Source organism: Oceanicaulis sp. UBA6590 (assembly GCF_002433705.1).
GTDB lineage: Bacteria > Pseudomonadota > Alphaproteobacteria > Caulobacterales > Maricaulaceae > Oceanicaulis.
Map to the genome: position 1 here is coordinate 1 of NZ_DJIQ01000040.1, position 21,834 is coordinate 21,834.

A 21,834-nucleotide genomic window follows, 5' to 3' on the forward strand; every position below is an offset into this window, starting at 1 on the left:
GCCAAGGTCGCCGCCAAGCTGGCGGTCGGCTACACGCTTGACGAGATCGACAACGACATCACCGGCGGCGCGACCCCGGCGAGCTTTGAGCCGACCATCGACTATGTGGTCACCAAGATCCCGCGCTTCGCCTTCGAGAAATATCCCGGCGCCCAGGCGACCCTGACCACCTCGATGAAGTCGGTCGGCGAAGCGATGGCCATGGGCCGCAGCTTCTCCGAAAGCGTGCAGAAAGCCCTGCGCAGCCTCGAAACCGGGCTGTCCGGCTTTGACGAGATCGAGATCGAGGGGCTGGACCAGGCCGAGGACGAAGCCGCCCGCCATCAGGCGGTGCTGGCCGCCCTCTCGCGCCCGACTCCGGACCGCCTGCTCGTCATAGCCCAGGCCTTCCGCGAGGGCCTGAGCGTGGAGCAGATCCACGCCGCCTGTTCCTATGAGCCGTGGTTCCTGCGCCAGATCGAAACCCTGATCCATGCCGAGGATCAGGTGCGCATGCTGGGTCTGCCGCAAAATGGCGACGAGCTGCTGACGCTCAAATCCATGGGCTTCTCCGACAAGCGGCTCGCCACCCTCGCAAAGATCGAGGAGACCGAGGTCAAAGCCCTGCGCAAGCGGTTCGGCGTCCGTCCGGTCTACAAGCGCGTGGACACCTGCGCCGCCGAATTCTCCGCGCCTACGCCCTACATGTATTCAAGCTATGAGCGCGGCGGGGAATGCGAGAGCCAACCGACGGGCCGCAAGAAGGCGATCATTCTGGGCGGCGGTCCGAACCGGATCGGCCAGGGCATCGAGTTTGACTATTGCTGCTGTCACGCGGCCTACGCTTTCGCCGAGATGGGCATTGAATCCATCATGGTGAACTGCAACCCCGAAACCGTCTCCACCGACTATGACACCGCAGACCGGCTCTATTTCGAGCCGCTGACGGCCGAGGACGTGCTCGAATTGATCGAGACCGAGATGCAGTCAGGCGAGCTTCTGGGCGTGGTGGTCCAGTATGGCGGCCAGACCCCGCTGAAACTGGCGCCGGAGCTGGAAGCGGCGGGCGTGCCGATCCTTGGCACCGCGCCCGACGCGATCGACCTTGCCGAAGATCGCGAGCGCTTCAAGGCGCTGCTCGATGATCTCAAACTAAAGCAACCCCCGAACGCCATCGCCCATGACGAGGCGGAAGCCCGCCAGATGGCCGAAGAGCTGGGCTTCCCGCTGGTGCTGCGTCCATCGCACGTGCTGGGCGGACGCGGCATGGAGATCGTGCGCGATATCGAGAGCTTCAGCCGCTATATCCGCGAGGCCGTGCATGTGTCCGGCAAGGCGCCGCTGCTGCTTGACCGCTATCTGTCGGACGCATCGGAAGTGGATGTGGACGCGGTCTGTGACGGCGAGAATGTCTGGATCTCCGGCATCATGGAGCATATCGAGGAAGCGGGCGTGCACTCGGGCGACAGCGCCTGTTCGCTGCCCCCGCACTCGCTGTCGGATCAGACCGTGAGCGAACTGCGTCGCCAGACCAAGGCGCTGGCCAAGGCCATCGACGTCAAGGGCCTGATGAATGTGCAGTACGCCGTAAAGGACGGCGTGGTGTACCTGATCGAGGTCAATCCGCGCGCCAGCCGCACCGTGCCCTTCGTCGCCAAGACCATTGGCGCGCCGGTCGCGAAGATCGCCGCCAAGGTGATGGCCGGCGCCAAGCTGACCGAGTTTGACACCCCGTCCATGCCGACCCGCCATATCGCGGTGAAGGAAGCGGTGATGCCATTCTCGCGCTTCCCCGGCGTTGACCCGATTCTCGGCCCGGAAATGCGTTCCACCGGCGAGGTGATGGGCATTGACGAACGCTTTGAAGCGGCGTTCGCCAAGGCAGAGCTGGGTGCGGGCGTGAACCTGCCCAAATCAGGCACCGTGTTCATTTCGCTCAAGGAATCAGACAAGGCGATGATGATCGAGTCCTGCCATCGCCTGACCTCTCTGGGCTTCAAGATCCTCGCCACCACCGGCACCGCGAAGACGCTGGAAGACTCCGGGGTTCCCGTCCAGCGCATCAACAAGGTGTTCGAAGGGCGTCCGCATATCGTGGACGCGATCAAGAATGGCGAGGTCCAGCTGGTGTTCAACACTACCGAGGGCCAGCGTTCGATGATCGACAGCTATTCCATCCGCCGTACGGCGCTGGAAATGAAGGTTCCGTGCTATACGACAGCCTCCGCCTCACGCGCCGCGGTGAAGTCAATTGCGGCGATTGATGCAGGCCAGCTTGAACCGCGCTCGTTGCAATCTTATCGTAATGGGCCATCTGGCGGCTGAACAGAGTTGTCAGTTCGCCAGAGCACTGATCACGAGACCGGACATTCATGCAGAAAATTCCGATGACCGCCGAGGGCCATAAAGCGCTCGACGAAGAACTCAAGCACCTCAAGAGCGTGGAACGGCCCGCCGTGATCGCCGCGATTTCAGAAGCGCGCGAACATGGCGATCTGTCCGAGAACGCTGAGTACCACGCCGCCAAGGAACGCCAGGGCTGGATCGAAGGCCGTGTGCAGGAGCTTGAGGACAAGATTGCGCGCGCCCAGGTGATCGACGTCTCCAAGATGTCGGGCACGCAGGTGAAGTTCGGCGCCACGGTCACCGTGGTCGACGAGGACACCGATCAGGAAAGCACCTACAAGATCGTCGGCGATGACGAGGCCGATGTGAAATCGGGCAAGATCTCGCTGTCTTCCCCCATCGCCCGCGCGATGATCAACAAGGAAGAAGGCGATGTCGTCGAGGTGAACGCGCCCGGCGGCGTGAAAAGCTACGAGATCCTCAAGGTCGAGTGGAAATAGGCTCGGCCTTCAGGCTCTGAATACAAGACGGCCGGCGCGATGCGCCGGCCGTTGTCATTTCCGGATAAGGGAACGATCAGTTCTCCGGAAACAGAGCCAGTCGGATCTGACGCATGGCGGTAGCGTCGTCGGCGCGGCCGGTCTGCTCATAGAGGTATTGCAAGAGCAGCAGCGTGTCCCGGTCTTCACCATCATGAACCTGTCTCGCGTATATGGCGTATGGCAGGGCAGCCTCGAACTCATCCATCTGCACATAGGCTTGAGCGACCGTCCTGCTCATATGCCCTGACATCGGGAAATCGTACTGAAGCAAACGGTCCAGCGACTGGCGCACCGCGTCAAAGTTTTCCATCACCAGGTTGAGCTGGAAAATCGCGGTTTCAATCGAATAGCTCTCTTCTTCATTGGCCCCGCCACTGGCAAGCGCCGCCTCGAACGCCTCCACAGAGCCGGGCAGATCATCGAGTTCGAACAGAGCCCGCGCTCTGAGCTGATCGACGATGAAATGATCATAAGGTGAAGTCGGCGCGATCGCGTTGAGGATGTCCAATGCCTGCCGGTGATCATCAGCCTGCGCCGCCTCCTGTGCCGCCATCACTCGCTCGCCTACCGCTTCACTCAGAACCCGCCTCTCCACGATCTGAACGGTATCCTGCCCGCTCAACATCACCGCCAGGGCTGAAGACGGCGCGCCCGCCAGCAAGATAGCGGCGCCTGCCATCATCGCGACCAGCATCCGCGGTTTGCGGCCCGTATGGCTCAAGGCCGCCCGGACCCGACGCAGGCGCAGGCGTTCAAGGTCCGTGAGAAAGCCCGTCGCCACCGCCGGCATGGGCGCCAGCCCGGCGATCGCCTCGGCGTAATGCTGGCGATGCTCCGGCCCCATGGCGTCCAGCACGTCCGCATCACACGCCAGCTCCCGCGCCGCCGCGAGGCGACGCTCGATGGCGCGATAGACCGGGTTGAACCACATCAGGGCGCTCAGAGCCTCTCCGATCAGACGGTCGCGCTCATCGCCGCGCTTGATATGCATCAACTCATGGGCGATGGCGGCTTCGGCGTCGTCACGCTTCGCCAGCGTATCGGGCGCCAGAATGACCGGCTTGAACCCCACCACGAAGGGCGAGATCACCGCGTCCACCACCCGCACCGGAGCGAGGGTCTGCGGCAAGCCAAGGCGCGTCCGCCAGACCTGGGCCAGCTGGGACAGACGCCCCTCTTCCGCGATCGAGGCCCGCATCAGGGTGCGGATCTGCCCGCGCTGGATCACGCCCCGCACCGCCATCAAGGCGAGCCCTACGAGATAAAGCCCGGCGATCAGCGGCAGCAGCGCCGCAGGGATGGATGAAATGCTCAGCTCAGCGAAGTCCAGAACCGGTTGGAACAGCGGCATGGCGACTGGCACAGTCTGTTCCGTTCCCACCCCCAGTGTGACCGGCGCGCTTGGCGCATTGGCGCTTTTCAGGTGGGGGATCAAGCCTGACCCCAGCACCACGAGAACCGGCGCGAAGGCGGCGAGCCGGGCGGCTTGCCACAGGCGCACGCCCAGACGAGGCGACAGATGCGGCTCCAGCGCGCGAGCTGCGAGCCAGGCGGACAGGGCGGCGGGAATGCTAGCCGCGCTCGTCCAGATCAAATCCATGAGGGTCATTGTCCTGCCTCCTCCTCGTTATCATTGTCAGATGAACCGCCTGCCCCTGCTTTCAGCAGGGCGTCGAGTTCGGCGCGTTCGGCCTCGTCCAACAGGCGGCTGCCTGCAAAGGCGGACGCCGGCAGAGCGCTCGGATCAGCTTCCAGAACGCGGGCGGTGAAGCTGCGCACCAGCCGCGAGATCAGATCGACCTTGCGATCGGCCGCCGCGAAGACGGCGAGACCATGGACGCTATCCTTGTGGACCAGCCCCTTGTCGACCATGCGCTGGATGACGGTGCGTGTGGTGGAATAGGACCAGTCCTGGGCTTCGCCGATCCGGTCGTGGATTTCACGCGCGCTCAGCCTTTGGGAGGACCAGAGCGCCTTGAGCACTTCAAGCTCGCTGGGATTGGGTTCGGTCGTCATGTGACACCTCGCTTGTCTACGCTACAACTGTCGCACGATTCTGGCGGACGTCAACTCCCAATCGACCGAACCGCCCTTCGCGCTTGACGATGCAGGCATTCCGATCACCATGACGGGCATGGAAACTCGCTCATGCATTGTGGTGTCCGACGGGCGTCGAGGCATTGAAAATCAGGCGCTTGGTCTGGCCGAAGCGGTGGGGCGTCTGACACCATTGCAAACTCTGCCCATCCATGTGCCGCGCACGGGCGAACTGCCGGACGCCGGCATGATCGAGCCCGATCTGTGGATTGGCTGCGGGCGGGCCGCAGTGCGCGCAGCCTCTCTGCATCGCAAGCAATGGCGACGCACCCGTTTTGTCTACGTGCAGAAGCCGCGCAGTCATGCCGACCTGTTTGACCTGATCATCGCGCCACGCCATGACCGGATGAGCGGGCCGAAAGTGCTCAATATTCTGGGCTCGCCCAATCGCATCACGCCGCAACGGCTGAACGAGGGCGCGAGCGCCTTCGCCCAGCGCCTGGAAGCCCTGCCCGGCCCGCAAGCCGCGATCCTGATTGGCGGAGACAGCAAGCATCACCGTTTCACTGACGCCGCCTGCACGCACTTGCTGGAGGAAGTGGATTCCATTCGCCGTCAGGCCGGCTCGCTGATGATCACCGTCTCGCGACGCACGCCCGACGCACTTACGACCGCCTTGCGCGAACGCTATGGCCAGGCCGAGCGGGTCTGGTTTCATGAAGGGGACGGCCCGAACCCCTATTTCGCCTTCCTGTCCGCGGCGGACTGGATCTGCGTGACCGAAGACTCCACCAACATGCTGTGTGAAGCCGCCGCCACCGGCGCGCCCGTCTACCGGCTGGGCGTGGAGGGCGATCCGGGCAAGTTCCGCCATCTGTATGCGGGTCTTGAAGGCGTTGGCGCAGTCCGCCCGTATCTGGGCCGGCTGGAGAGCTGGGAGTACGAGCCGCTTCACGAAACCGACAGAGCGGCGCAAGCCGTGCTTGAAATCCTCGCCTAGGAAGGCGACATCAGGTGCAATTCAAACGCTCGCCTGCGCGCCGTCCGACTCAGGGCATTCTGCGCGGCCATTACAGACGAAGGAGCCGGCCATGGCCGACACCCGCCACGCCAAGCTTGTCATCATCGGATCCGGCGCCGCCGGTTACACCGCCGCGATCTACGCCGCCCGCGCCATGCTGGAGCCGCTGCTGATCTCGGGCATGCAGCCGGGCGGTCAGCTGACCATTACCACCGATGTCGAGAACTATCCCGGCTTCGCCGATCCCATTCAGGGCCCGTGGCTGATGGAGCAGATGAAGGCGCAGGCGGAAAACATGGGCACGGCCTTCGCCGATGACCTGATCGTCGAGGCCGATCTCAGCGCGCGTCCCTTCACGCTCAAGGGCGATAGCGGCAATATCTACACCGCGGACGCCGTGGTTATCGCCACCGGCGCCAGCGCCAAATGGCTGGGCCTTGAGAGCGAGCAGGAATTCCAGGGTTATGGCGTCTCCGCCTGCGCCACCTGCGACGGCTTTTTCTATCGCGGCCGCGAAGTGGTTGTGGTCGGCGGCGGCAACACCGCGGTCGAGGAAGCCCTGTTCCTGACCAATTTCGCCTCCAAGGTGACGCTGGTGCACCGTCGCGATTCCCTTCGCGCCGAGAAGATCATGCAGGACCGCCTGTTCAACCACCCCAAGGTGGAAGTGGTCTGGGACAGCGTGCTCGAAGAGGTGACGGGCGAAGACAAGCCCGTGAAGGCGGTGACCGGCGTGAAGCTGAAGAACGTCAACACCGGCGAAGTCACCGAACGCAAGGCGGACGGCGTCTTCATCGCCATTGGCCATGCCCCGGCGACCGAGCTGTTCACCGGCCAGCTTGAAACCAAGGATGGCGGCTATCTGGTGACCGCGCCGGACTCGACGTCCACCTCCATCCCCGGCGTCTTCGCCGCGGGCGATGTGACCGACGACAAATATCGTCAGGCCATCACGGCGGCGGGCATGGGCTGCATGGCGGCTCTGGAAGCCGAACGCTATCTGGCGGCCCTGGACGCTGCCCGCGACAAGGCGTCCGACGCCGCGTAACCGGTTCTTCACTTGGCGGAGCGCGGCGGCGACGTTACACAATAGCGCATGAGCACCACGACTGCGCCCCCCGCCCTCGCCCTCTCCAATCTGCATTTCGCCTACACGCGGCGTTCGGCTGACGTCATAGCGATAGAGACGCTGCGCGTTGAAGCCGGCGAGCGGATTTTCCTGCGCGGTCCCAGCGGGTCGGGCAAGTCGACGCTTCTGGGCCTGATCTCGGGCATTCTCGAGCCGCGCTCCGGCGAGCTGGAGATTCTGGGGCAGTCCATGCAGACCCTCTCCTCGTCCCGGCGCGACGCATTCCGGGCGGCCCATCTGGGCGTCATCTTCCAGATGTTCAACCTGCTGCCCTATCTGCCGGTGGGCGAGAACGTCATGCTGCCCTGCCGGTTCTCCGACGAACGCGCAAAACAGGCGCAAGCGGCCGGCGGCGAGCAGGCTGAAGCGAAACGGTTGCTCGAGCGCCTTGGCCTTGACGCCAAAGAGGTCTGGTCACAGCGCGCCTCCAATCTCAGCGTCGGCCAGCAGCAGCGTGTCGCCGCCGCGCGCGCGCTGATCGGCAAGCCGGGCCTGATCCTGGCCGATGAGCCCACCTCAGCGCTCGATGCGGACAGCCGGGACGCCTTCATCTCGCTTCTCAAAGAGGAATGCACGGCGTCGGGCGCGGCGCTTCTGTTCGTCAGCCATGATGGCGGGCTCGCGGACCAGTTCGACCGCGCGCTTGACCTTCAGACCATCAACACCGCCAGCGTGAAGGAGACGGTCTGATGGCGCGCCTTCCCATTCTCAATCTCGCGCTGCGGTCCATCGGCAATCGTCGCGCCACCGCCATTCTGACAGTCCTGACCGTCGCGATTTCGGTCATGCTGTTCCTGGGCGTCGAGAAAGTGCGCCACGGCGCGCGCGAAAGCTTCGAGAACACGATCTCGGGCGTTGACCTGATTGTCGGCGCGCGCTCCAGTCCCGTGAATCTGCTGCTCTATTCAGTGTTTCATATTGGCGACGCCACCAACAACATCACCTGGGAAAGCTATGAGACCGTCGCCAGCGCGCCTGGCGTCGCCTGGACCGTGCCGATCAGCCTGGGCGATTCCCATCGCGGCCATCGGGTGATCGGCTCCACGCCGGGCCTGTTCGAGCACTATGAATATGGCGGCGGCCGGCATCTCGAATTCGCCAGCGGCGCACCGTTCGAGGATCTGTTTGACGCCGTGATCGGCGCGGCTGTCGCCCGCGATCTGGGCTATCGGACCGGCGACGAAATCGTCGTCGCCCATGGCATGGGCGAGGTCGGCTTCATCGAGCATGACAGCAACCCCTTCACCGTGGTGGGCGTGCTCGAGCCCACCGGCACGCCACTCGACCAGTCGGTCATGGTGACGCTGGACGCCATCGAGGCCATCCATCTTGGCGGCGCCACCGGGTCGGGCTCGACCCTGTCCGCAGAAGAGCTGCGGGCGCGAGACCTGACACCGGATCAGCTGACGGCCTTCTATGTGGGTCTTGACAGCCCTGTCGCCGCTCTGCGTCTGCAGCGCGCGATCAACACCTATCCCGAGGAGCCGCTTCAGGCGGTGATCCCCGGCGTGGCGCTGGCCCAGTTGTGGAGCATTGTCGGCGTGGCCGAGCGCACCCTCGCCGCTGTGGCGGCCTTTGTGGTCCTCACGGGGCTGGTCTCCATCCTCACGGCCATCCTGACCAGCCTGAATGAACGGCGGCGGGAAATGGCGATCCTGCGCGCCCTCGGCGCCCGCCCGCATCATGTCTTCCTGCTTCTGGTCGCCGAAGCAGCGCTGATCGCGCTGGCGGGGGCCGGGCTGGGGACAATCGCCACCTATGGCGCGCTCAACGCCCTCGCCCCGCTTCTCGAAGCGCGCTTCGGTCTTGTCTTGCCGGGGCTGACGCCGGGACTTTACGATCTGGGCATTATCGGCGCTGTTACGGGCGCAGCCGCCGTGCTGGGCTTTTTCCCCGCCTGGCGCGCATATCGCAACTCGCTCGCCGACGGCATGACCATCAGATTGTAGAAGGCCCGACATGGACTGGGACAAGCTCAAAACCTTCCACGCCGCGGCGGAGGTGGGGTCACTGACGGGCGCGGCGGAATCGCTGGCCCTGTCGCAATCGGCCGTCAGTCGCCAGATTTCGGCGCTGGAAGGCGAGCTGGGGGTGAAGCTGTTTCACCGCCATACCCGCGGCCTTCTTCTGACCGAGCCGGGCCGGGTGCTGTTTGAAGCCAGCAAGGACGTGGCGGGCAAGATCGCGCTGGCTGAAGCCAATGTGCTGGACTGCCGCGACGAGCCCAGCGGCCTGTTGCGCGTCACCGCGCCGACCGCCATGGGGGCGACCTGGCTGGCGCCGCGTCTGGCGCGCTTCAATGCGCTCTTCCCGCAAATCCGCGTGCGCCTGCTCCTGGTCGATCACGAGCTCGATATTTCAAACCTCGAAGCCGATGTCGCCCTTCGTCCCTGGGCCGCGACCCAGAACGATCTGATCCAGCGCAAGCTGATGGTCGTGGACCAGCATCTTTACGCGTCTGACGCCTATCTCGAGCGCAAGGGCGCGCCGGACAGCTTTGAGGATCTCGACCGGCATGACTTTGTCGGCTACGGGCCGCGCAATCTGGCGCCCATCCCCAATCTGAACTGGCATCTGGATCTGGGGCGGGAGCCCGGGCAGAAGCCGCGCGAAGCGCTCGCCGAAGCCAGCACCATTCACGGCATGATGCGTCTGGCCGAAGCCGGGCTGGGACTTGTGGGCCTGCCCGATTATGTGGCGCGCGAGAATGACCGGCTCAAACGCCTGTTTGATGAGATCGAGGGCCCGCCCTTCGAGGTCTATCTCATTTTTCCTGAAGAATTGCGCGCCTCGCGCCGGGTGAAAGCCTTCCGCGATTTCATCATGGAAGAGGTCAAACTCTGGCGAGAGTAGGATTTTCGTCCCATTTCGAGACGCTTTGAGCCAATTGCGACAGCAATGCGGCAATGACCTGACGCAATTGTTGCAGGTCCGCAAAAACGCATAACGGCTATGGCGAAGGGGCTGTTGTGCGGCATGCGCGAAGGAGGCATATAGCCCCCCGACAGCGGGTGCTTCATCTGCTTTCCCCTTTTAGCGCATACCGTCTCCTCCCCGATTAGGTATGCTAAACTGAGCTGGTCACCGCCGACGCGGGGCCAGCTCTTTTCTTTTTATATAAGGCTTTTTCAGCCGCTCCGAACGTCATGGACGTGCGCACCCTCCCCCTCGAGCGCACGTCACAAAGAACCCCGCCAGTGCAAGCGCTGGCGGGGTTTTTCTTGATTGCAATGAGCAGCGCCTAGCCCAGGGTGGCGCGCAGCATCCAAGCGGTCTTCTCATGCTCGGTGATGCGCGGCGCGACCAGATCGGCCGTCGCCTCGTCCCCATGCTCTTCAGCCAGCTTCAGCGCCTCGCGCGCTGTACGGACGACCTGTTCGTGGCCCGCCACCAGATTGGCGACCATGGTGTTGGCGTCCGGGGTCGAGCCGTCATGCTTGATCTTCGCCGATGCGGCCATCTCGTCATAGGAGATCGGGGCCAGAACGCCCAGCGCCCGAATTCGCTCGGCGATCTCGTCGGTCGCGGTCCAGAGCGCGGTGTATTGCTCTTCAAACATGGCGTGAAGATCGTGGAAGCGCGGGCCGGTGACGTTCCAGTGATAGGCGTGCGTCTTGAAATAGAGTGCATAGGTGTCAGCCAGCAAAGCCGTGACCGCTTTGGCCATGGTTTCGCGCTGCTCCTTGCTCAGGCCCATATTGATGTCCATTGCCGCCTCCTTTGCGGTAAAAAACCCATAAGGAGAATGTGGGGATGAAGCCTCACAAACGCCAACTGAGTTTCTCGAACAGAGCTATAGATTTTGTCTATTCGCCAACGGCGGCCTGACAGAAGCGGACAATACGCTTTCCGGCTTCTTCCAGTGCGGCATCATCGGTGGCGTAAGACAAGCGGAACCCGGCCGATGCGCCAAAAGCGGTGCCCGGCACCACGGCCACGCCCTCTTCGGTCAGCAGCGCCTCGCAGACATCAAGATCGGTCTTGAGGAAATGCCCGCCCTGGGAGGTCTTGCCGATCAGCCCGCCGCAATCGGCGAAGATGTAGAAGGCGCCCTCCGGCGTCGGCGCGATCAGACCCGGCGCCGTCTCGAACTTGCTGAGCATGGAATCCCGGCGCGTCTTGAACGCGGCGTTGCGCGGCTTAAGGAAGCTGTGATCGCCGTTGAGCGCCGCAACCGAGGCCCACTGGCTGATCGAGCAGGGGTTGGAGGTGGTCTGGCTCATCACCTTGGCCATGGCCTTGATGAGCTTCTCCGGCCCGGCGGCGTAACCAATGCGCCAACCGGTCATGGCGTAGGCTTTCGACACGCCGTTCATCGTCAGGGTGCGGTCATAAAGGTTCGGCGCGACCTGAGCGATGGTGGCGAATTCAAAGTCGTCATAGACAAGGTGCTCATACATGTCGTCGGTCAGGATGAGCACATGAGGATGTCGCTCCAGCACCTCTGCCAGCCCTTTGAGATCGTCCGCCGTGTAGGCGGCGCCGGTGGGGTTGGAGGGCGAGTTGAGCAGCACCCAGCGCGTCTTCGGCGTGATGGCGTTTTCCAGGGCTTCCGGCGTCAGCTTGAAACCGTCCTCGACGCCGGCGGACGCGAAGACGGGCGTACCGCCGCACATCACCGCCATTTCAGGATAGCTCACCCAGTACGGCGCGGGGATCACCACCTCGTCGCCCGGATCGAGCGTGGCGAGGAAAGCGTTATAGATAACCGGCTTGCCGCCCGGCGACACGTTCACCTGGGACGGTTTGTAGTCCAGGCCGTTATCGCGCTTGAACTTGGCGCAGATCGCGTCCTTGAGCTCCGGAATGCCGTCCACATTGGTGTATTTGGTCTGGCCAGTGCGAATGGCGTTGATCGCCGCTTCCTTGATATGATCAGGCGTATCGAAATCGGGCTCGCCCGCGCCCAGGCCAATGACGTCCTTGCCTTCCGCTTTCAGCTGGCGCGCCTTCTGGCTGACCGCAATGGTCGCAGACGGCTGTACGCGTGCAAGCGCTTCAGAAGACCGGAACAGGTCAGAGGCGGAAGCGGACATGGAAATCTCCTCGATCAAAATCTTCGCTGCGGCGCATCATGCCGACTTACGCTGCAATAAAACAAAGCGAGTCACCAGCTGCGTCGGCGCCTCAAGGGCGCGCTCGGCCACCCGCAATCCATAGGCCGATCCCAGCCCGGCCGGCCCCACGGCGCCCCAGCCCGGCTCGGACTCAGCCGCGATCCCCGCCAGGCCGGCAGTATTCGAAGCAAACACCCGCGTAAGCAAGCGCTTGTTGTCGATATAGGCGCTCAGCTGCGCCAGGGCTTTTTCATGTCCAGCCAGACCGATCAGCGGCGTGTCGTCATCCAGTCTGCGATACAGGTCGAAACTCACGGCGATCGCATGCTCGCCCAGGCGCTCGGCCCACCCCGCCTCGATCGCAGCGACGGTCTCGGCAATGGGCCCTGCAGCGCTGTCAATGGCGGCGACGGCATAGCGCGCCGCGCCAGAGCGCAAGGCCTCCAGCACGGACACGAGATCGGGTTTCGGATCGAGATGGGTGGGTTGAGGCGCCAGGGCCAGAGCCGCCTGGTGGGTGAAACTGCCTTCAGGTCCCAGATAGGCGGTCAACATGTTGGCGTCCTCGGCTGTCTCGCCGACACCCTACGCCCCTCTTCGCGGCGGACAACCGCCTTGCCCGCAAATCAACACATTTGATCACGCCAGCGCCCGATTTGAGCCCCAGACGCGCCCCGACATCGCGTGAGAGTTGATTCATCGCCGGTTCATCAAACCGACAGCAGGGAGGCCGCACCATGAAGCACGACACATCCAGCGCAGGCCTCTTGGGATTATGCCTTGCCGCCCTGTGTCTGCTCGCCATTGGCTGGACCTTCCACGCCGGACCGGCCAGCGCGGAATCGCTTTACGTCTCAAGCGACAGTTACCAGAGCGTCGTCCAGAGCACAGTGTCTGACTGATTGACGATTGAAAGCCCGGCGCAATGGCCTCATCTGTTGGGTCGTGAGCCGGTCTTCCCTCATGTCTCCCGCCCTCAGCCGCGACCGGCTCAGCGATGCGACACGGCGCAGCCTGCCCTACGGTCTGGCCCTGGGACTGCATGCGGGACTGATCGCGCTGCTTCTCAGCACCCCGCCGGGTGAGTTGCTGCGTATCCATGGGGATGTGGAGCGGCTGGATGTGCGCTTTTACACTATCAGCGCGCCTGATGCTCAGAGCGACGCCCAGCTGGTCGAACCCCCGCTCAGTGAAGAGACGCGCGAGCCTGTGCGTGAGACCCCGGCGCCTGTGACCGAGGATCAGACCGCCGAAATCGCGGCTCCGCCCGCCGCGCCCGAAACCCCGGACACAGAGCCTGTCGGTCAGTCCGAACCGGAGCCCGCCCTCTCTCCGGACGGTCTTGCAATCGCGTCCGATGAGTCTTCAGACGCTTTGCGGCCTTCACCCGGCGCGCCCAGCCCCGCCGCGGCCAGCGCCTCCCGTCCGGACGCCCCCGTGGCCACGACCCAGCAACGCCCTGTTGACGGGAGCGCTTCCGTTCCGCCGCCCAGCTTCGCCGATATTCTGGCCCGCGCGGAAACCCGGCTGGATCCGGATGACTTCCGGGTGGTTCTGTCACTGGGCGGCGTCCGGGAGATGGTGCGAGAGAGTTTCTGCCTGTCATCCTCAGCCGCCAATCTGGAAGCCGGCGACTGTCCGGAAGGTCCCAATCCCAACGCCCCCAATCTGGCGCGATTTGGCCTGCAAGGTCTTGGAGAGAAACCGCCGGAATTTCTTGAGGATCTGGACCGGATGGAGTTCCAGCTCAGGCAGCTCGGCGCAAATCCCTCGCAAGTTGAACGCATCATGCTCGCCTTGCGCGAGTCCCGGCGCGACGCCATCAACACGCCGGGCGTGAACCGCGCCATGCGTCGCGATCGCGAAACGCGCACCGACAATCTCGGAAACTACATTCCTGATCCCGAGTGAAGGCGCCCCCGCTCGGAATCCACACCCGCCCTGCGCGAGTGATTAAGAGCCCGTCAACCCAAGCAGGCAAGGCTTCTGCAAGCACTCCGGGAGACTCTCGCCATGCTGTCCAACATCCCCGTCACCTGGCGGATGATCGTGTCCGCCCTGTTGCCGACGCTTGCCCTCTTGTACTTCTCTTCCAGCCTGGTGCTCCAGGAATGGCGCATTGCGGGCAATATGCGCGACGCTGAGCAGGCGACAGAGTTCTCCCGGGACATCAGCCAGCTTGTCCATGAGCTACAACGCGAGCGCGGCCGATCCGCAGGATTTGTCGGCAGCGGCGGCGACGCCAGCTATCAGGGATTCATGCAGGATCAGCGACAGGCCACCGACACGGCCATGTCCCGGTACGCCGCAGCGCGTCTGCAAGCAGGCGAAGCGCTTGAGGATCCGGATCTGGCTCAGTCCCTGTCTCAAGTGGACGATTTTCTGGCGGCGCTTCCCGAGCACCGCAGGCAGATCGACTCGCTGAACCTGAACATGGGACAAACCGTCGGCCCCTATACACAGACGATCTCGGCAATGCTGAACAGCGTGGCTGATCTGTCTCATCTGGGCGCTTCAAGCGACGTCTCGGCGCAGTTGATCGGCCTGTTGAACCTGATGTCCGCCAAGGAAAACGCCGGCATAGAGCGGGCTGTGGGATCGAACATCTACGCTTCCGGATCCATCTCGCCGGCGTTGCATCAGAACGCCCTGAATCTGGCGGCGCGGCAGCGGGCTTATTTCCAGGAATTCCGCGAAATCCTGGGCGAACCCTGGGCAGAGCGGCTGGACGCCGTTCTGGCGCAATCGGATTCCCTGGCGGTTGACGCCGCTCGACAGAACATTGCCGAAGCCGGCTACGGCGCTCCGCTGGCGGACATGACCGGGGTTGAATGGTTTGAACTCACGACCCGGCGCATCGAATTGCTGATGGAACTCGAAGAGACACTGGCGCACGACATTGTCATGAACACGTCTGCTCGACGGACTGAGGCGCGCAACACTGTCCTTGTGATGCTGGGCATGACCCTGGCTCTGATCCTGCTGACCCTGGCGGCGACCATCACCCTGATGTGGTCCGTGGTCCGCCCGCTCGCCAACATCACCGATTGCCTGCGCAGGCTGGCGGCCGGAGAAACCGATGTCGAGGTTCAGGGCGCGGATCGCGGGGATGAGATCGGCGTTCTGGCCAAGACCGCGCAATCCTTCAGACAGGCCACGCAGGAGCGTGAGGCCGCGATCCGCGATCGCGCAAAGGCGGAACAGAACGCCATGCGAGAGCGCCGCAAGGTGCTCAGCGATATGGCGGCCAATGTTGAAAAGGCCACCCTGGACTCCGTCGGCTCCGTGGCGGACGCCGCACAATCGCTGAGCGCCAGCAGCGATACGATCCGCACAACGCTGGAAGCGGCGGGTCAGACCGCCACCCAGGTCACGAATGCGACGGAGCAGAACGTCAAGCATACCGGGCGCGCGGCCGAACTGGCGTCTGAACTCTCCTCCGCGATTGGCGAGGTCACCCAGCAAATCACACGTGGCGACACCCTGGCTCGCGACGCCATCAGCGAAGCTGAACGGTCCCGGCAGAGCGTTGAAGAGCTGAATGAGGCCGCCCAACAGATCAGTGACTTCATTGGCCTGATCACCGATATCGCCGAGCAGACCAATCTGCTGGCGCTTAACGCCACCATCGAGGCCGCGCGCGCCGGTGACGCCGGCAAGGGATTCGCCGTTGTCGCGAGCGAAGTGAAGGCCCTGGCCGCACAGACCAATCAGTCCACGACCCAGATTGCCGAACGCGTCGCCCATATCCAGAGCCGCACCCAGTCCACGGTGGAGGCGATGAACGCCATCACCCAGTCCATCGAGAATATCGGCGAGGTTACGGCCTCGGTCGCGGCCGCCATGGAAGAGCAGAGCGCCTCCACCGGATCACTCTCGAGTTTTGTCGAGCAGAACCGGGAGGCCCTTGCCCGGGTCAGCTCGGACATTTCCGAACTGGTTGAGATGACCACGCGCTCGGCTCGGGACGCTGAGAGCATGGCCGGTCTCGTCCGGACCATGGCAGCGACTGCGAATGACGCCAATTCCTCGATTCCGAAAATCGTCCAGCAGGCCGTAGCGGCCGCAGAAAGCCGCCAGGAGCCCAGACACGCCTCTCAGCACAACGCCGAGATTTCGGTCAATGGCCAGGCCCGGAAAGTGAGTCTGGTCGATGCCTCTTCACTGGGTGTGCGGATTGCCGCAAAGGGCCTGCAAGAAGGCCAGACCGTCAAGATCATCAGTCCGGCGTTGAATGAGAAGACGACCGTGATCTGGACCAGCGAAGACGAGGCCGGATTGAAGTTTGAGACCGCGATCAGCCAGAAAAGCCTGCGCGCATTGCTGGAAGCTGGCGCAAGGGAAGTCGCCGCGTAAAACCGGTTTACGTCTGCTTCGCGCCAACAGTCTCCATATCGAAAAAATGCTTCAGGTGATGAACCGCCAGAGATGCATCCAGATCGGGATCGTCACTGAGGATCATGCCAGCCAGTCCGTCTCTCATGGCCTCCAGCCGTACGGCGGTGGCGGCGGGGTCTGGCAGGGACCAGTCTTCATTCGTCATCCCCTCTTGCAATAACGCCGTCAGCCTGTCGCGCATCTGAGCGCGAATGCGCCCCAGCGCCTCGGCGATGGGCTTATCGCCTGGGGCCAGACGCTCCGCCTCTAGCCAGAGCTTCCAGAACAGCCGGGCTTCGGCGGCAAACGCTTCCTCCAGAAACCGGTCTAGAGCGTCGCGCGGCGTTTCTTGCGAACGCCACAGATCACGGACCACGGCCTGAAAGATCAGTTCCCAGGCGGCGGCGCGCAGCTCTGGCCATTTGAAATAATGGTTGAGCAGCCCCGTCCCCACCTTGGCGCGGTCGGTGACCATGCGCGTCTGCGCCTCCGCCAATCCCTTTTCATAGATGACTTCTGCAGCCGCCTGGAAAATCCGGTCACGGCCTCCGCCACGTGAAGTTTTCGTATCGTTCATACAGACCTCATTGACCATTGAGCAGCGGCTCAATAAAGTTGAGCCACTGCTCAATTGGAGTTCTTCATGATCACGCCGGATCGCAACGCCATCGTCGACACCTTACGCACCGCAGCGTTGATCGGCATCTGTGTCGTGAACCTGCCCTATATGGCGCTGCCCGCATCGCAGACCCTCACTCAGGCGCCGACCGGGCCGGATCAGTTCGCCGCCATAGTCACAGCCGTCTTCTTTGAAGCCAAGTTCTTCATCCTGTTCTCTTTCCTGTTCGGATGGGGCATGCAGATCCAGTACTGCGCCGCGGAACGCGCGGGCGCGGATGCCAGCCGCAGACATTGGCGACGCATGATCATGCTGGCGGTGTTCGGCGTGCTGCACGCCGTGCTGGTGTTCTCAGGCGACATTCTGCTGCTCTACAGCCTGGTCGGCAGCCTTATCTGGCACTTGCGACGCGCCTCCCCCAAACGGCTCCTCGGCTTTGCACTCGGCATGATCGCGCTGAGCCTGCTTTGCCTGTTCCTCATCAGCCTTGTGATCGCCCTGTCCCCGACCGCACCAGCAGACCCGACCCCCGGACTGTCCGGCGGCTATCTCGACACGATCAGGGCGCGTGCAGCCGCCTGGCCGGAGACCTTCGTCTTCCTGATCCTGTTCCAGGGCCCCTTGGCCGCCAGCGCCTTCCTCGCAGGTCTCGCCGCGGCAAAGCTCGACATGCTCGATCCGCAAGCGACGCGCTGGCGACGGCGGTGCGCGATCGCCCTGCCCGCGCTTGTGCTGATCGGGCTGCCCTTGAACATCGCTTATGCCCTGGTCGCGAGCGGTCCGGGTCTGGGATGGGGTCAGATTGCTGACCTTCTGGGCTTCCTCTCAATCGCAGTGGGCGGCCCGGTTCTGACCCTCGCCTATATCTGCGCTATCCGCCTGTTGATCGATTTGTTCAAGCTGCCATCCATACTGGTGCTGGCCGGGCGCAATTCGCTCTCCAGTTATGTGCTTCAGGGCGTATTGGCCGGACTGGTTTTCAGCGGCTACGGGCTGGGTCTGTTCGGACAGTTCGGTCAGGCTTGGCTGGTTCCAATCAGCATAGCGCTGGCCCTGACCGCCATGGTGATGGTTGGTCTCTTCGCCCGGCTCATGGGACGGGGGCCTCTCGAAATCCTGCTGCGCCCGGTCACGTATGGCGGGCGTCCCGCCTCCCCGTTCAAGGCGTGCCGCTGATGAAACAGAGTGTTTCCATCTTGATCCTTGCTTGTGCAGCCCTGACCGGTTGCGCCAGCTCGGCATCCCTTACGACGCCCAATCCTGCACTGGAGCACATTTCCGGCCTCTGGCGCCTGCCCGATGACCAAGGCTGGTTGGAGCTGGGGCCCTGCCCTGAGCGCGCGGACCAGCTGTGCGGCGTCCTTGTCGCATTCCAAGGCGATCACAACGCGCGCGACTACGCTCATCCTGATCTTTGGGCCTGGGGCGAACGGCTGTGCGGCGCATCGGTCCTTGAAGCGGCAGAGCTTGATATGCACGCCGGCGTCTGGCGCGGTCACGTCTACTGGCGAGAAGATGGACAAATCCTCGACGCGGAACTGATCCAGACCGGACCTGACACGCTGGATGTGCTGCTGTTTGACGGGGCGGACATGACTGAAGGCGTCAACATGGCGGTGTCCGCCCTGTTTGGCAGTGCGCCGGATCCGTTTGACCTGGCCTATTTCGCCGCTCGCGCCGGTCTGGGCCGCGATGTGTTGAGCCAGCCCCAGGAATGGACGCGCAACACGCCGCCCCCGGCTTTTCTATGCGCCCCCTGACCCACTTCCAGACCATTGACGCGGCTGGATGATTGCGGCTCATTGGCGGCATGAACTTCCTGTCCGACACCACCGCCCCCGCCCATCCTGCAATTCTGGACGCGCTCACCCACGCCAATCAGGGTTTTGCGTCCAGTTATGGCGCGGACCCGGTCAGCGCTGGAGTGAAAACCCAGCTCTGCGAGATCTTCGAAACCGACCTCGAGGTGGTCTTCACCGTTTCGGGCACAGCCTCAAACGCCCTGGCGTTATCCGTCCTCTGCCCGCCTGACGCCATGGTGCTGTGCCATGACGAAGCGCATATTCATCGAGACGAACGCGGCGCGCCGGAATTTTTCACGCGCGGCGCCAAGCTGCTGCCCTTGGCCGGGTCACATGCCAAGATCGCCCCTGAGGCGTTGTCGGACGCGCTGAAGCAATGGCCGAGCGATTTCGTGCACGCCACGCCGCCCGCAGTGCTCAGCCTGTCCCAACTCAATGAGTCTGGCTGCGCCTATACGCTCGATGAGTTGGAAAGCCTGATCGGACTGGCGAAGGCCCGGGATCTGAACATTCAGATGGACGGCGCGCGCTTCTCCAACGCACTGGTCTCTCTTGGCTGCACACCGGCCGAGATGACCTGGAAAGCCGGCGTCGATATTCTCAGCCTTGGCGCCACCAAGAATGGCGCGATGGCCAGCGAGGCCGTCATCCTGTTTCCGAGTGCGCGGGACCGGTTGCCGCAATTGCTGGCGAACCAGAAGCGCGCAGGGCTCATGCTGCCCAAGATACGGTATGTCTCGGCGCAGATGGCCGCCTGGCTGAAGGATGATCTCTGGCTTGATCTGGCACGGACCGCCAACGCCGCCGCCAAGCGCCTGTCAGAGGGACTGTCCGCAGTGGACGGGGCCGAGCTGGTTCATCCCACACATGGAAATGAGGTCTTCATCCGCCTTGAGGACGCGCTTGCGGCGCGTCTGCGAGAGGCGGGCGCCGGGTTTTACAGCTGGCCGGACGGTTCGGCCCGGTTTGTCGCCAGCTGGTGCACAACGGATGCGGACATCAGCGCCCTGCTCGACGCCGCTGGCTAGTCCCTCTGGGCGAAATCGCGCGTCACACCATCCCTGATGGTGAATGTGAGACCGGGGCCGCGCCAAACGCCGCCCCGGTCTCGGTCAAGGCTACAGCCCGAATTCAGAGCAGTCGTGAATGGACCAGGGCACGCCGATCGGACGGCATACCACGGCGCTGCATTGCAGTTCGCCGGTGACCGGGTCGGGCAGATAATAGACTTCACAATAGTCCGGCACGCCGCGCCCGGCGCGCAGACTGGCGAGGTCCGCAGAACTCAGGCGCTTTGACTCCGAGTGTTCAGTCTGAGCGGGTGAGGCGTTAGCCTCGGGCTTGATCTCTGCGTCAGGCGCGCTGAAGGCCAGCGCCACGGAAACCATGATAAGCGAAAGCATGTTCGATACTCCCCGTTTCAATCAACGGGGGAATACTGGCACGCAATACGCGACAAAAGAACCCCAAAGGGGAATTTTTCAACCTAGGACTTTTCGCCATCCTTGTCGCTGATCCGGCGCATGGGGCCGGAGTAGCGCGGGTCCTGACGACGCCGGCGGTCGGGGCCGAAATAACCCGGCGTCTTCACGAAGCGCCGCGGCTTCTCGATCAGGGTGACGAGACGGTTATACAGATCCACCGGACGCACTGGCTTGGCGAGGTATTCGTTCACCCCCGCATTGATCGCCTCAAGCACCTTGGAGCGGTCTGTGTGACCGGACACCATGACGATCGGCAGATACTTGTTCGGGCTGTCGGACGCGGTGCGGATCAGCCGGGTGAATTCCAGCCCGTCCACATCGCCCAGCATGTAGTCCACCAGCGCCAGGTCCGGATTGGCGTTGCGCATCAGCTCGAACGCGTCCGCCGCATCACGCGTCTCGATCACCGAACGCACGCCAAACCCTTGCAGGATGGTGCGCAAGATCGAGGACATGTGGGCGTTATCCTCGACGATAAGCACCCGGATGCGTTCGAAACTGCCTTGGGACATGGCGCTTTAGCGACCCTGCTGATTGAAGTCTGTCAGGCGCACCTTGCCTCAGAAACGGTTAAACAAGACTTGCCCCAACGTAAGCAAGGCCGACAGCTTGCGCCATCGGCCCTGTCAGGCTCACTCCGCAGGATAATCCCGGAGCGAGCGCTACTCCGGATCCTGGTCGCAAGTCCGAAGACGTGGGCTTTCGTCACAAATCAGATAGATGCAGTTTCCTTGCGCATCGAGCACTGGCGAGCAAGTCGCACTGGATGCGACAGCCTGCATGCCGAAGCCTGACAGGACGACACTGAGCGCCAGCGCGACCGAAGACGCCATGCCGATCTGTAGCGGGCTGAATGCATGATTCATTCTCAAATCTCCATCAGGTTGTTTTGTGATTACAAAAACAATTTAGCGGGGAATTTCAAGCTTCACAAGTCGTTCCGCGCCCCCTGTTCAAGCCAGTTTCACGCCCCCATATTGCCCCCATGCCCAAACTGACCCGAGACGACAGCGCCCTCACCCCCCAAGGCGTCGAGGACATGGCCCAGGCCGATTTCGTGATGGACAAGCCCGTTTCGGGCTCCATCAGGGATCCGCTGAGCCTGCCCGCCAACTGGACCCCGCACCGCCCCGACCGCCCGGACAAATCCGAAGGCGGTCAGAAATTCCGCATGGTCTCCGACTACGAACCCGCCGGCGACCAGCCCCATGCGATCGCCGAGCTGGTGGAGGGGATTTCCCAGCAGGAGAGAGATCAGGTTCTCCTTGGCGTCACCGGGTCGGGCAAGACCTTCACCATGGCGAAAGTCATTGAAAAGGTTCAGCGTCCGGCTCTGATCCTGGCGCCGAACAAGACGCTGGCGGCGCAGTTGTACGGCGAATTCAAGGACTTCTTTCCCCATAATGCGGTGGAGTATTTCGTCTCCTACTACGACTACTAC

22 protein-coding genes are annotated in these 21,834 nt (G+C 63.2%); 14 read left to right on the top strand and 8 right to left on the bottom strand.

Features of this window, described 5'->3' with window-relative positions:
- Both carB and greA read left to right on the top strand, forming a co-directional pair.
- Positions 1 to 2,304: carbamoyl-phosphate synthase large subunit (gene carB / locus B2Z70_RS08575; RefSeq protein ID WP_292982498.1), on the top strand; the 2,304-nt coding region annotated here is incomplete at its 5' end.
- Between the two features lie 47 nt (positions 2,305 to 2,351).
- Positions 2,352 to 2,825 (top strand): transcription elongation factor GreA, encoded by a 474-nt coding sequence (greA, locus tag B2Z70_RS08580; protein ID WP_040612747.1) that lies wholly within the window; start codon positions 2,352 to 2,354, stop codon positions 2,823 to 2,825.
- A 76-nt stretch (positions 2,826 to 2,901) separates the two neighbouring features.
- Here the strand turns inward: greA and B2Z70_RS08585 are convergent, their stop codons facing one another.
- Entirely contained in the window at positions 2,902 to 4,476 is a 1,575-nt protein-coding gene (locus B2Z70_RS08585) for a M56 family metallopeptidase (RefSeq protein ID WP_292982501.1), read from the bottom strand.
- Complete coding sequence (locus B2Z70_RS08590; RefSeq protein ID WP_292982503.1) at positions 4,473 to 4,883, bottom strand: BlaI/MecI/CopY family transcriptional regulator; 411 nt, start codon at positions 4,881 to 4,883, stop codon at positions 4,473 to 4,475. The genes B2Z70_RS08585 and B2Z70_RS08590 overlap by 4 nt, the downstream gene beginning before the upstream one ends.
- Before the next feature lie 118 nt (positions 4,884 to 5,001).
- Here B2Z70_RS08590 and B2Z70_RS08595 point away from each other — a divergent pair, with 118 nt between their 5' ends.
- The 5 genes from B2Z70_RS08595 to B2Z70_RS08615 all read left to right on the top strand — a co-directional run bounded on the left by B2Z70_RS08595 (position 5,002) and on the right by B2Z70_RS08615 (position 9,907).
- Positions 5,002 to 5,904, top strand: coding sequence for a mitochondrial fission ELM1 family protein (locus tag B2Z70_RS08595; protein ID WP_241760714.1), 903 nt, complete (start codon positions 5,002 to 5,004; stop codon positions 5,902 to 5,904).
- A 91-nt stretch (positions 5,905 to 5,995) separates the two neighbouring features.
- Positions 5,996 to 6,973 (top strand): thioredoxin-disulfide reductase, encoded by a 978-nt coding sequence (gene trxB / locus B2Z70_RS08600; RefSeq protein ID WP_292982506.1) that lies wholly within the window; start codon positions 5,996 to 5,998, stop codon positions 6,971 to 6,973.
- Positions 6,974 to 7,021: 48 nt separating this feature from the next.
- Positions 7,022 to 7,744, top strand: a complete 723-nt coding sequence (locus B2Z70_RS08605; protein ID WP_009803101.1) for an ABC transporter ATP-binding protein — start codon at positions 7,022 to 7,024, stop codon at positions 7,742 to 7,744.
- Complete coding sequence (locus B2Z70_RS08610) at positions 7,744 to 9,003, top strand: ABC transporter permease (protein ID WP_009803100.1); 1,260 nt, start codon at positions 7,744 to 7,746, stop codon at positions 9,001 to 9,003. The genes B2Z70_RS08605 and B2Z70_RS08610 overlap by 1 nt, the downstream gene beginning before the upstream one ends.
- Positions 9,004 to 9,013: 10 nt before the next feature.
- The gene (locus B2Z70_RS08615) at positions 9,014 to 9,907 is read left to right on the top strand and encodes a LysR family transcriptional regulator (RefSeq protein ID WP_009803099.1); all 894 of its coding nucleotides are present in this window, start codon (positions 9,014 to 9,016) and stop codon (positions 9,905 to 9,907) included.
- 388 nt (positions 9,908 to 10,295) lie between these two features.
- Here B2Z70_RS08615 and B2Z70_RS08620 read toward each other — a convergent pair whose 3' ends face one another.
- From B2Z70_RS08620 to B2Z70_RS08630, 3 genes are all read right to left on the bottom strand, one after another.
- Complete coding sequence (locus B2Z70_RS08620; protein ID WP_292982508.1) at positions 10,296 to 10,763, bottom strand: Dps family protein; 468 nt, start codon at positions 10,761 to 10,763, stop codon at positions 10,296 to 10,298.
- Between the two features lie 97 nt (positions 10,764 to 10,860).
- Positions 10,861 to 12,090 carry a pyridoxal phosphate-dependent aminotransferase gene (locus tag B2Z70_RS08625; RefSeq protein ID WP_292982510.1) on the bottom strand — a complete coding sequence of 410 codons (1,230 nt, stop codon included), beginning with the start codon at positions 12,088 to 12,090 and terminating at the stop codon, positions 10,861 to 10,863.
- Positions 12,091 to 12,126: 36 nt separating this feature from the next.
- Positions 12,127 to 12,666, bottom strand: a complete 540-nt coding sequence (locus B2Z70_RS08630; RefSeq protein ID WP_292982512.1) for a prephenate dehydratase domain-containing protein — start codon at positions 12,664 to 12,666, stop codon at positions 12,127 to 12,129.
- Positions 12,667 to 12,848: 182 nt separating this feature from the next.
- Here B2Z70_RS08630 and B2Z70_RS08635 point away from each other — a divergent pair, with 182 nt between their 5' ends.
- The 3 genes from B2Z70_RS08635 (at position 12,849) to B2Z70_RS08645 (ending at position 16,467) form a co-directional block, all read left to right on the top strand.
- Positions 12,849 to 13,013, top strand: a complete 165-nt coding sequence (locus B2Z70_RS08635) for a hypothetical protein (RefSeq protein WP_009803095.1) — start codon at positions 12,849 to 12,851, stop codon at positions 13,011 to 13,013.
- A gap of 61 nt (positions 13,014 to 13,074) precedes the next feature.
- Positions 13,075 to 14,022 carry a hypothetical protein gene (locus B2Z70_RS08640; RefSeq protein WP_292982515.1) on the top strand — a complete coding sequence of 316 codons (948 nt, stop codon included), beginning with the start codon at positions 13,075 to 13,077 and terminating at the stop codon, positions 14,020 to 14,022.
- A gap of 102 nt (positions 14,023 to 14,124) precedes the next feature.
- Complete coding sequence (locus tag B2Z70_RS08645; protein ID WP_292982517.1) at positions 14,125 to 16,467, top strand: methyl-accepting chemotaxis protein; 2,343 nt, start codon at positions 14,125 to 14,127, stop codon at positions 16,465 to 16,467.
- Positions 16,468 to 16,474: 7 nt separating this feature from the next.
- Here B2Z70_RS08645 and B2Z70_RS08650 read toward each other — a convergent pair whose 3' ends face one another.
- Positions 16,475 to 17,083: a TetR/AcrR family transcriptional regulator gene (locus B2Z70_RS08650; RefSeq protein WP_292982519.1), complete on the bottom strand. Its 609-nt coding sequence runs from the start codon at positions 17,081 to 17,083 to the stop codon at positions 16,475 to 16,477.
- A 48-nt stretch (positions 17,084 to 17,131) separates the two neighbouring features.
- Between B2Z70_RS08650 and B2Z70_RS08655 the strand changes: the two genes are divergently transcribed.
- Genes B2Z70_RS08655 through B2Z70_RS08665 form a run of 3 tightly spaced genes read left to right on the top strand, consistent with a single transcriptional unit; the run spans position 17,132 to position 19,937 of the window.
- A complete protein-coding gene (locus B2Z70_RS08655; protein WP_292982521.1) occupies positions 17,132 to 18,283 on the top strand; it encodes a DUF418 domain-containing protein in 1,152 nt (383 codons plus the stop codon).
- On the top strand, positions 18,283 to 18,867 hold the full coding sequence (locus B2Z70_RS08660; RefSeq protein ID WP_292982523.1) for a DUF2147 domain-containing protein: 585 nt from the start codon (positions 18,283 to 18,285) through the stop codon (positions 18,865 to 18,867). The genes B2Z70_RS08655 and B2Z70_RS08660 overlap by 1 nt, the downstream gene beginning before the upstream one ends.
- A 32-nt stretch (positions 18,868 to 18,899) precedes the next feature.
- A complete protein-coding gene (locus B2Z70_RS08665) occupies positions 18,900 to 19,937 on the top strand; it encodes a threonine aldolase family protein (RefSeq protein WP_292982525.1) in 1,038 nt (345 codons plus the stop codon).
- Between the two features lie 90 nt (positions 19,938 to 20,027).
- Here the strand turns inward: B2Z70_RS08665 and B2Z70_RS08670 are convergent, their stop codons facing one another.
- A complete protein-coding gene (locus B2Z70_RS08670) occupies positions 20,028 to 20,312 on the bottom strand; it encodes a hypothetical protein (RefSeq protein WP_009803089.1) in 285 nt (94 codons plus the stop codon).
- Positions 20,313 to 20,395: 83 nt separating this feature from the next.
- Positions 20,396 to 20,905 (bottom strand): response regulator, encoded by a 510-nt coding sequence (locus B2Z70_RS08675; protein WP_009803088.1) that lies wholly within the window; start codon positions 20,903 to 20,905, stop codon positions 20,396 to 20,398.
- Between the two features lie 473 nt (positions 20,906 to 21,378).
- Here B2Z70_RS08675 and B2Z70_RS08680 point away from each other — a divergent pair.
- Positions 21,379 to 21,834: DEAD/DEAH box helicase family protein (locus B2Z70_RS08680; protein WP_349682215.1), on the top strand; the 456-nt coding region annotated here is incomplete at its 3' end.